We start from the raw sequence: 8,981 nt of genomic DNA on the forward strand, positions 1-8,981 counted from the left end.
TTCCTCGAACTGAACAGGTGTGGGGTGAAAGGGGTGTTCGGTACGGTCGGCCGGCGTCAGCGCGCGGCGGCGGGCACCGGGGTGAAGAAGGCGTGTCGGCCGGGGCCGACCTCCTTGTGCTCGGCGCCCGGCAGGTCGACCAGCGCGGTGACGTGCGGCGGTACGAGGAGGTCGAGGTGCAGCGATTCCCCCTCGACGCGCCAGGACGTCTCGACCCGGCCGTACGGAGTGTCGTGCTCGGCCCGGGCCCAGGTGATGCCGCCGCCGGGACGAGGGCGCACGAGGAGCCGCCGGTAGCCGGGTTCGACGGGTGCCAGGCCGGCGACCGTGCGGTGCATCCAGTCGGCGACCGCGCCGAGGGCGTAGTGGTTGAAGGAGGTCATCTCGCCGGGGTGGACGCTGCCGTCGGGCAGCATGCTGTCCCAGCGTTCCCACACGGTGGTGGCGCCCATGTCGACCTGGTACAGCCAGGACGGGCAGGCCCGTTGGGTGAGCAGCCGGTAGGCGGTGTCCACGTGCCCGGTGTCGGTCAGCGCGTCGCAGACCAGGGGAGTGCCGAGGAACCCGGTCCCGATGCGGTGGCCGCCCTCGGCCACCAGGTCCGCCAGTCGGCGTCCGGCCGCCGCGCGCTCGGCCTCGTCGTCCAGGAGCCGGAAGCACAGGGCGAGGGCGTAGGCGGTCTGTGTGTCCTCCGACAGGAGACCGCCGCCGGTGTGGAAGCGGGCGCGGAAGGCGTCGCGGACCGCGTCGGCCAGGGCATGCCGGCGCGTGGCCTCGGCCTTGTCGTCGAGTACCTCCGCGGTACGGGCCAACAGGCGGGCGGCGTGCGCGAAGTAGGCGGTGGCGACCAGGGCGGAGGAGGTCATCGCGCGCCCGGGGTCGTCCGCCGGTGCCGTCGGGTCCAGCCAGTCGCCGAACTGGAACCCCTCGCCCCAGACCCGGCCGGGTCCGGCGATGCGGTCGACGGCGTCGACCCAGGCCCGCATGGAGGGGTACTGGGCGCGCAGCACGTCGGTGTCGCCGTACCGCTCGTACAGCACCCAGGGGACGATGACGGCGGCGTCGCACCAGCCCGCCATGGGCGGGTTGCCGGGCGGGATCGGTACCGGGGTGATGACGGGGATGTCGGGGCTGAACACCGGGGGGACGTGGTGTTCGTCGGCGCTCTGGTCGGCGGCGAGGTCGCGCAGCCAGGAGCGCAGGAACTCTTGGACGTCGTAGAGGAAGGCGGCGGTCGGGGCGAACACCTGGACGTCGCCGGTCCAGCCGAGCCGTTCGTCGCGCTGCGGGCAGTCGGTGGGTACGTCGACGAAGTTGCCGCGCATGCCCCACACCACGTTCTCGTGCAGGCGGTTCAGTGCGGCGTCGGAGCAGGAGAACCAGCCCGTGCGGCGCAGGTCGCTGTGCACGACCACGGCGGTGACGTCGGCGGGATCGAGGTCGCCGGGCCAGCCCTCGACGTCGGCGTAGCGAAAGCCGTGGAAGGTGAAGCGGGGCTCCCACTCCTCGCCCGCCGGGTCGCCGCGCAGGACGTAGCGGTCGGTGGCGGTGGCGTGCCGCAGGGGACGCGTGCACAGGTCGCCGTCCTGGAGGACCTCGGCATGGCGGAGGGTGACGGTGTCACCGGCCGCGCCGCGCGGGCGGATACGAAGGCGTCCGACGAGGTTCTGGCCGAAGTCGAGGACCGTGCGGCCCGTGGGGGAGGTGGTCACGGCGACGGGTGCGAGGTGCTCGGTGCGGCGCACCGGCGGACTGTCCGCCGGGAAGAGGACGGCGGTGTCGAAGTCGAGGAGGTCGACCGGCTGCCATGCCGAGTCGTCGAATTCGGCCTCGCTGAAGCCCGCCCGCTCGCGGCGGGCGTCGTACTCCTCGCCCTCGTACAGGCCGGTGGCGAGGACGGGCCCGGGACTCCAGCGCCAGTCCTTCCCGGTCGTGAAGGACTCGGCGGTGCCGTCGGCGTAGTCGACACGCAGTTCGGCCAGGAGCCCGGTGCGCTCCCCGTAGATGTCGCGGGTGCCGCCGTTGAAGCCGAGCAGCCCCCGGTACCAGCCGTCGGCGAGATGGGCGCCCCAGGCGTTGCGGCCCTCGCGGACCAGGGGGGTGACGTCGAAGCACTGGTAGCGGTGCCGGTGGCGGTAGCTCGTCCAGCCGGGGGCCAGGACGTGGTCGCCGACCGGGGTGCCGTTGAGCTCCAGCTCGTAGACGCCGAGCGCGGTGACCAGGAGCCGGGCCGACCGCACGGGTGCCCGTGCCGTGAACGCGCCGCGCAGCAGTGCGGCCGGGCGGGGTCCTTCGGCGGGGGTGGCGAGGCGGGGGCTGATGACGTGTGCGGTCCAGTGGTGGTGCATGGCGGCCTTTCTCAGCACCGGAGGTGAGCAGGCTCGATCATGCGGCGAATACTTAGTGATTACTAGGCATTCGGGTGGGTGACGTGCGTCACCCACTGGTGTGATGTCATAAACATGTCAACAAAGAGGATCTCTGTGCGGTCGGCGTGCGTGCCGGTCCGCCTACAGTCCCTGCCCGTCGCTGGAAATGGCCCGCAGGAGGCGGTCGAGGTGGCCGCTCATGACGGCGACGAGATCGAAGGAGCGCCCTCCGGCCAGCCACTGCTGCATCAGCCCCGCGTCCAGGGCGGCGCACTCGCGGGCGATGCCCTCGTGGTCCAGGTCGGCTCGCAGCTCGCCGTTGCGGCTGCCGGCGCGCAGTCGGTCGGCGAGCTCCGCCACGCCCTTCTCCTGCCAGGTGGTGAAGTGCGTGTGCGCCGGATGGTCGGGCGCGGTGGCCTCGGCGGTGAGGACCACGGCGAGTTCGACCATGCCCGGCATGGTCAGCGTCTCGGTCGTGTCCTCCAGGTGACAGCGGAAGGCGTCCCGTACGGAGTCCGAGACCCGCTGCCAGCGCACGTCCATGCGTTCGTGCCAGAACTCGACCACCGCGAGCAGCAGCTGCTGCTTGTCGCGGAAGTAGTGCAGGAGTCCGGCGTCGGTGACACCGGCGTCGCGTGCGATGCGGGCCAGTGAGGTCTTGCGGTAGCCGTCCTGGCCGAAGGCGAGCAGGGCCGCTTCCAGGATCTGTGTCCGCCGCGCCCGGCCCGCCGTGTAGTGGCCGCGCGGCCCCCTGGGTGTCGCCATGCCAGAACAGTACCGGTGGCCCGTGCGGGGCCGAGCGGCCACCGCCCGCCTGTGAACACCCTGTGTGACGTGGGTCATAACTCAGATGCCTAGTAAGCACTAGGTGTTCGGGTCATCATCGACGTCACGCGATGACGGGTTGCCGCGCTGACACGTTTCTGAGAGATGTGCGTTCCGCCGACCCTCCCTCCTGCGTACACCCCCCCGCGCTTCTCTCTCCTCCCTCGGTACCTCCGTGAAAGGAGGGCTGGCATGACGCCGATGTCATCAAGCCCCTCAGTCGACCGCGCAGTCCGGGCCCCCGCGGACGGGCGGTGGACTCCCCGCCTCGTCCTGCTGCTGGTCGCGCTCGCCTGGCCGACCCAGCTGCTGGCGGCCGGCGGCATCCTCGGCGCCAACGCCACCGCCGGCGTGGCCCAGGCCTTCCACACCACCCAGGTGGTCTGGTTCGGCCTGACCCTGACCCTGGTGTCCACGCTGCTGACCCCCTTCGTGATCAAGCTGGGAGACCTCTACGGCAAGAGGCGCGTCATGCTCGCGATGACCGCCCTCGGCGCACTCGGCGAAGCCCTCGCGGCCCTGGCCGGAAGCTTCTGGCTCGTGCTCGCCGGACGCGCGGTGGCGGGCTGCTACGGACCCTTCGGCGCCCTGTCGTTCGCCGCGGTGCGCGACGTCTTCCCGCCCCGGCTGGTCAAGCCCGCCAGCGGCATCATGGGCAGCAGCGTCGGGCTGGTCGCCCTCTTCTCGCCGTTCCTCGCCGGCTGGCTCGTCGACCACTGGGGCTACCGCGGCGTGCTGTGGTTCCTCGCCGCGGCCACCGCCGTGGCCTGCGCCCTGATCGCCTTCCTGGTCCCGGAGACACCCAGGCACGCCGCCGGCTCCGGCTTCGACTGGCTGGGCGGCCTGGTCCTCGGCGGCGGGCTGACCGCGGTCGTCTACGCCGTCGGCCAGGCGCAGAGCTGGGGCTGGACGGACACCCGGACCCTGGGCTGGCTCTTGGCCGGCGCCATCGCCCTGACCGCCTTCTTCTTCGTGGAACGCGCCAGCGACCACCCCATCCTCGACCTGGGTGTGCTGCGCCGCCGCCCCGTCGCCCTCGCGCTCACCGCGGGCGGTCTCGCCCAGACCGTCGCCTTCACCATGCCCGGCCTGGCCATCCTGCTCGCCCTCTACCCGCACATCCCCGGCGTCTCGGCCGGCCTGGGCTGGACGGCACACCACAACGCCGTCGTCAGCGTCAGCTGGAACCTGGTGATGTTCGGCACCGGCCTGCTCATCAGCCGCGCCCTGCGCCACCTCGACGTACGCCGCATCTGGTGCGCGGGCCTGGCCGTCATGGCCGTCGGCTACGGACTCGTCGGCCTCTACCACGGCAACGAACTCCAGCTCATCGTCACCTCCTGCATCGCCAACGTCGGCGCGGGCATCGTCGTCGCGGGCGCCCCGGCGCTGGTGGTCGGCGTCGTCTCGCGCGACGAACAGGGCCTGGGCAGCGGCATGTTGAACATGCTCATCAGCCTCTTCGGAGCCCTCGTCACCGCCGGCGCGTACGCCGTCCTGGCCGCGGACAGCACGGTCGTCGACGGCACCGCGTTCTATCTCGACACGGGCTACACCTGGATCTTCTGGCTGGGATCCCTGGTGTCGGTGGTGGCCCTGGTGCTCTCCCTGTTCATCCCGCGCCTGCGCGACCCGGAGAGCGAGGACAGCCTGCCGGCCGAGCCCCAGCCGCTGTGAGAGGCCGACGCGTTCCGTGTGTTGTCTCGTGACGCGCGTGTGATCCGGTGACGACGGTGGCCGCGGCCGTGAGGCGGTGGCCACCGGACCGGTCAGGCGTACCGGACCGGACCGTGCCTTCGGGGCGGCGGGGCGGGCTGGTCAGACGGTTTTGACGAGGGTGCCGGCCGTTTCGAGCGCGGCGACTTCGTCGGCCGGCGCGGTGGCGTCGGTGACGACCGTGTGCAGCAGGCCGGCCGGGGTCACGTGGGCGTATGCGGTGTGCCCGAGTTTGCTGCCGTCGGCCGCGACGATCGCGCGGCGGGCGGAGGCGATACCCGCCTTCTTCACGGAGGCGTCGTCGAGGTCGTAGGCCGTCAGACCGTCGGCCGCGCTCAGCCCGCAGCACCCGATGATCGCCGTGTCGAAGCGCAGGGCGGCCAGGGATGCGAGCGTGAGCGGACCGGTCAGGGCCCCTTCGGCGGCGCGGGGCTGGCCCCCGGGCACCACCAGGGTGGCCCGTCCGGGGGTCTCACCGAGCAGATGGATGGCCTGAAGGGACAGCGGCATCACGGTGACCGGCCGCTCACGCAGCAGACGCGCGGCCTCCAGACAGGTGGTTCCGCTGTCCAGCAGGACGCTCTCACCGTCGGCGACGAGCGCGACGATCTCGGCCGCGATGCGCTGCTTGGCCGCGACCGCCTCGTGGGCGCGCAGGGCGAACGGGGGTTCCTCGCCCCGCAGCAGCAGGGTGCGGGCGCCGCCGCGGACCCGTTCGAGGACGCCCTGGGCGGCCAGGGTGTCGAGGTCGCGCCGGATGGTCATCTCGGAGGCCCCGGTCAGCTCCGCGAGTTCCTGGACGGTGGCCCCGCCGGAGTCCCTGACGGCCTTCGCGATCAGCCCGTGCCGGTCTGCGTTGCTCATACCGCGATTGAACACCACCCTGAAATGAACAAGCAAGCTGTTCATTAGCGCGCTGTACGAACACTTGAAATGTTCGTTACAGTCGTTGGCATGGAGCATTCGCTGCGAGCCGCCCGTGTGGCGACCTATGTCTATTTCGTCCTGTGCGGCACCTTGATGGGGGCCTGGGTGGTGCACATCCCCGCCATCGAGGAACGCGTCGGCATCAGCCACGCCACGCTCGGCGGCCTGCTGGTCCTCCTCGGGCTCGGGGCCTTCCTCGGCATGCAGGTGGCCGGCCCCCTCACCGACCGCCTGGGCGCGCGCGTCGTGGTGCCCGCCAGCGCTGTCCTGTGCGGCGCCACCCTGGTCCTGCCCGGTCTCGCCCACGACCCGTGGACCCTGGCCGGCGCGCTGCTGGTCTTCGGGTTCTGCAACGGCTGCCTCGACGTGAGCATGAACGCCCACGCCGTCCACGTGGAGAAGGCGTACGGCCGACCCGTCATGTCGGGCTTCCACGCCACGTTCTCCGTCGGCGGCGTCCTCGCCGCGCTGGTCGGAGCGGGCGCGGCCGGCGCAGGGCTGAACCCGGCCGCGGGCCTCGCCGCCATGGGAGCCGCCGGCATCGTGATCGCCGTCATATCGGCACGCGCCCTGCTGACCGCCGCCGACGGCCTCGACTCCCCTTCCGGGGAGACGGCCGAGACATCGGCCGCCGTCGAGCCCCGCGGCGCCAAGGGCCGTATCTGGATGCTGGCCGTCCTGGCACTCATGGTCATGCTGTGCGAGGGCGCCGCCAACGACTGGAGCGCCCTGCACCTCAAGGACGTCCTGGGCGCCTCCGCCGCCACGGCAGCCTTCGCGTACGGCACCTTCGCCGCGGCCATGACCATCGGCCGGCTGCTCGCCGACCGCCTCGTGGCCCGGTTCGGCTCCCTGGCGATCCTGCGTCACGGCGCCGCCACGGCCGCCGTCGGCATCACCCTCGTGGCGCTCGGCCCCTGGCTGTGGGCCGCCTTCACCGGCTGGGCGCTGTTCGGTCTGGGGCTGTCGGGCTGTGTCCCGCAGTTGTTCAGCGCGGCAGGGCACGCCGACCCCGCGGCTGCCGGGGCCAACGTCTCCCGCGTCGCCGGGCTCGGCTACGTCGGCATGCTCGCGGGCCCCGCCGTCATCGGCTGGCTGACCCACCTCGTCGCCCTCAACCACGCCTTCGTCCTGCTGACCCTGCTCTGCGCGACCACCGCTGCCGCCGCGGGAATCCTGCGCACCGGAGGCGACCACTCCACGGTGCGGGCGGCCTCGGACCGCGTGCGCGAGTCGGCGTGACGCAAGGACCAGTCACCCCCACCATGGCAGGGCTGGTCACGCGGCCGACACGGGCCTGAGCCCGAGCCAGGACTGACGAGGCGGGTGCTACTCGCCCTCGGGTGTACTCGTCAGCCGACGGCGTCCGCGCTCACGCTGCTGCCTCGGAGCGCCGGACGCGCCTGCCGCCTCCGCCTCTTGCGCGGCCATCACCTCGTCCCCGTGCTCGAAGGCCCAGGCGCCGAAGGCGTCGATGGGCGCCAGCAAGGTGCGGCCCAGAGCGGTGAGTCGGTACTCGACCCGTGAGGGCGCGGCAGGATCTGCCTGCCTGTCCACCAGCCCGTTGAACTGCAGCCGACGCAGCGTCTCGGTCAGCACCTTGGCACTGATGCCCCCGATCCGCTCCCGTAGTTCGACCGGGCGGCTGGGGCCGTCGCGCAGTGCCCACAGGACCACGGCGTTCCAGGTGTTGGAGAGCAGGTCGAAGGCGAGACGGGCGCGGCAGTCGGCGAGGAACGCGTCGGTGGTCACGTACCAAATGGTGTCCGAACAACCTTCTAGCGTCGGTGTGAACGGTCGAAGCAGGCACGGAGAGGGGCCGCGTGATGAGGATCGGTGTACTGGGCACGGGCAACATGGCCGACGCGCTCGCCACCCACTGGGTGCGGGCCGGACACGAGGTGGTCATCGGAGGACGGGACACGGACAAGGCAGGTCGGCTCGCGGCGCGCGTCGGAGGCGGAGCCAAGTCCGCCGGCCTGCGCGCGGCGGCCGACTCGGCCGAAGTCGTGCTGGCCGCGCTGCCCTTCGGAGCGGGAGCGGAGGTGGTAGGGAACCTGCACGCCGCCCTGGAGGGCAAAGTCCTGCTGGACTGCTCCAACCCGGTCGGCCCCGGGTTCCGACTGCTGACGGAAGGCGGCCCATCAGCCGCCCAGCACCTGGCCGCGGCGGCGCCGGGAGCTCACGTCGTCAAGGCGTTCAACCTCTGCCACGAGGACGTGTGGCGCATGCGCCCGCCCGTCTTCGACGGCCGACCGTTGTCCGTACCCCTGTGCGGAGACGACGAGACGGCCCTCGTCCGGGCACGCGAGTTGGTACGCGACGTGGGCTGTGAGGCCGTGCCCGGCGGCGGTCTCGAACGCGCGGGACTCCTGGAGGCGACCGCCGCACTGTTCATCGCGCTGTGGGTCGGCGAGGGAGCGGACGCGCAGGCAATAGCCCCTCCGCTGGCGTACGCTGCCGGACCGCGATCCCACTAGTGGACGCATCCGCCATCATGATCGAATCGCCTGCCGGCCCGCATTCCGCGCAGCAACAGTGCCTGACTTCAGGATGAGTTCAGTGGCGGTCATGAGGCGTCGACGTAGGCGAGGTGGGTGCCGCAGATGGTGCAGCGGAAGAGCATCGCGGAGGCGCCTTCGCCGAGGTGGGTGAGGAACTGTTCGAGTTGGGCCAGGTCGCGCAGGCCGCCGATGCGCAGATCCTGCCTGAGCTGGTCGAGGGCCTCGGGACGGGCTGCCAGTTCCCTGTAGCCGACCTCGCCGATGAAGGCGGCCGCGTCGGCGCAGTGGACGAGCCAGTGCGGATCCTGCCAGGCATGGAAGCCGGGGGTGCGGCGGGTGACCTCATGGAGGATCGCCTCACTGACGCCGTCGAGTCCGTAGGCGTCCATGAACTCGCCGTCGAACCGGGCGGCCGCGCTGCCGTCCGCGATGCACCACGGGCAGAAGGGTCCACTGACCTCGTGGGCGGTTTGAAGCTCTCCCCTCCCTTCGCAAGCTCAGGAAGGGGATTCCTGTCTACCTTGCGGCGACGGGTTTGACGGTTCTATCCGCCCTGCGACCGCGCCTTCCGGCGGCCGGGACTGCCACGATGAGGTGGCCGGTCCGGTACAGGTGCAAGATGTTCCTCGCTGCGTTCCAG

7 protein-coding genes and 2 pseudogenes are annotated in these 8,981 nt (G+C 71.7%); 3 read left to right on the plus strand and 6 right to left on the minus strand.

What is annotated here, in order from left to right:
* Window positions 1–56: 56 nt before the first annotated feature.
* Window positions 57–2,348 (minus strand): family 78 glycoside hydrolase catalytic domain, encoded by a 2,292-nt coding sequence (locus tag ACIHIX_RS40325; protein ID WP_399965398.1) that lies wholly within the window; start codon window positions 2,346–2,348, stop codon window positions 57–59.
* A gap of 162 nt (window positions 2,349–2,510) precedes the next feature.
* Window positions 2,511–3,134 carry a TetR/AcrR family transcriptional regulator gene (locus ACIHIX_RS40330; RefSeq protein WP_399965400.1) on the minus strand — a complete coding sequence of 208 codons (624 nt, stop codon included), beginning with the start codon at window positions 3,132–3,134 and terminating at the stop codon, window positions 2,511–2,513.
* A gap of 252 nt (window positions 3,135–3,386) precedes the next feature.
* Here ACIHIX_RS40330 and ACIHIX_RS40335 point away from each other — a divergent pair, with 252 nt between their 5' ends.
* On the plus strand, window positions 3,387–4,871 hold the full coding sequence (locus ACIHIX_RS40335; RefSeq protein WP_399965402.1) for an MFS transporter: 1,485 nt from the start codon (window positions 3,387–3,389) through the stop codon (window positions 4,869–4,871).
* 141 nt (window positions 4,872–5,012) lie between these two features.
* Here ACIHIX_RS40335 and ACIHIX_RS40340 read toward each other — a convergent pair whose 3' ends face one another.
* Window positions 5,013–5,774, minus strand: a complete 762-nt coding sequence (locus ACIHIX_RS40340; protein ID WP_399965404.1) for a DeoR/GlpR family DNA-binding transcription regulator — start codon at window positions 5,772–5,774, stop codon at window positions 5,013–5,015.
* Between the two features lie 90 nt (window positions 5,775–5,864).
* Between ACIHIX_RS40340 and ACIHIX_RS40345 the strand changes: the two genes are divergently transcribed.
* Window positions 5,865–7,079, plus strand: coding sequence for an MFS transporter (locus ACIHIX_RS40345; RefSeq protein ID WP_399965406.1), 1,215 nt, complete (start codon window positions 5,865–5,867; stop codon window positions 7,077–7,079).
* Window positions 7,080–7,166: 87 nt separating this feature from the next.
* On the opposite strand, the gene ACIHIX_RS40350 is transcribed toward ACIHIX_RS40345, so the two are convergent.
* On the minus strand, window positions 7,167–7,589 hold the full coding sequence (locus tag ACIHIX_RS40350) for a winged helix-turn-helix transcriptional regulator (RefSeq protein WP_399965407.1): 423 nt from the start codon (window positions 7,587–7,589) through the stop codon (window positions 7,167–7,169).
* Window positions 7,590–7,663: 74 nt separating this feature from the next.
* Here ACIHIX_RS40350 and ACIHIX_RS40355 point away from each other — a divergent pair, with 74 nt between their 5' ends.
* The gene (locus tag ACIHIX_RS40355) at window positions 7,664–8,317 is read left to right on the plus strand and encodes an NADPH-dependent F420 reductase (RefSeq protein WP_399965409.1); all 654 of its coding nucleotides are present in this window, start codon (window positions 7,664–7,666) and stop codon (window positions 8,315–8,317) included.
* Between the two features lie 89 nt (window positions 8,318–8,406).
* Here ACIHIX_RS40355 and ACIHIX_RS40360 read toward each other — a convergent pair.
* Both ACIHIX_RS40360 and ACIHIX_RS40365 read right to left on the minus strand, forming a co-directional pair.
* Window positions 8,407–8,805 (minus strand): annotated as a pseudogene (locus ACIHIX_RS40360) (CbrC family protein); the annotation flags it as partial.
* A 52-nt stretch (window positions 8,806–8,857) separates the two neighbouring features.
* Window positions 8,858–8,981, minus strand: a pseudogene (locus ACIHIX_RS40365) (RNA-guided endonuclease TnpB family protein); the annotation flags it as partial.

Source organism: Streptomyces sp. NPDC051913 (genome assembly GCF_044593635.1).
GTDB lineage: Bacteria > Actinomycetota > Actinomycetes > Streptomycetales > Streptomycetaceae > Streptomyces.

Excerpts from the sequence above, each read along its gene's own strand:
- ACIHIX_RS40355 (WP_399965409.1), top strand. The coding sequence starts at position 7,664 with ATGAGGATCGGTGTACTGGGCACGGGCAACATGGCCGACGCGCTCGCC.
- ACIHIX_RS40325 (WP_399965398.1), bottom strand. The coding sequence starts at position 2,348 with ATGCACCACCACTGGACCGCACACGTCATCAGCCCCCGCCTCGCCACC.
- ACIHIX_RS40330 (WP_399965400.1), bottom strand. The coding sequence starts at position 3,134 with ATGGCGACACCCAGGGGGCCGCGCGGCCACTACACGGCGGGCCGGGCG.
- ACIHIX_RS40335 (WP_399965402.1), top strand. The coding sequence starts at position 3,387 with ATGACGCCGATGTCATCAAGCCCCTCAGTCGACCGCGCAGTCCGGGCC.
- ACIHIX_RS40345 (WP_399965406.1), top strand. The coding sequence starts at position 5,865 with ATGGAGCATTCGCTGCGAGCCGCCCGTGTGGCGACCTATGTCTATTTC.
- ACIHIX_RS40340 (WP_399965404.1), bottom strand. The coding sequence starts at position 5,774 with ATGAGCAACGCAGACCGGCACGGGCTGATCGCGAAGGCCGTCAGGGAC.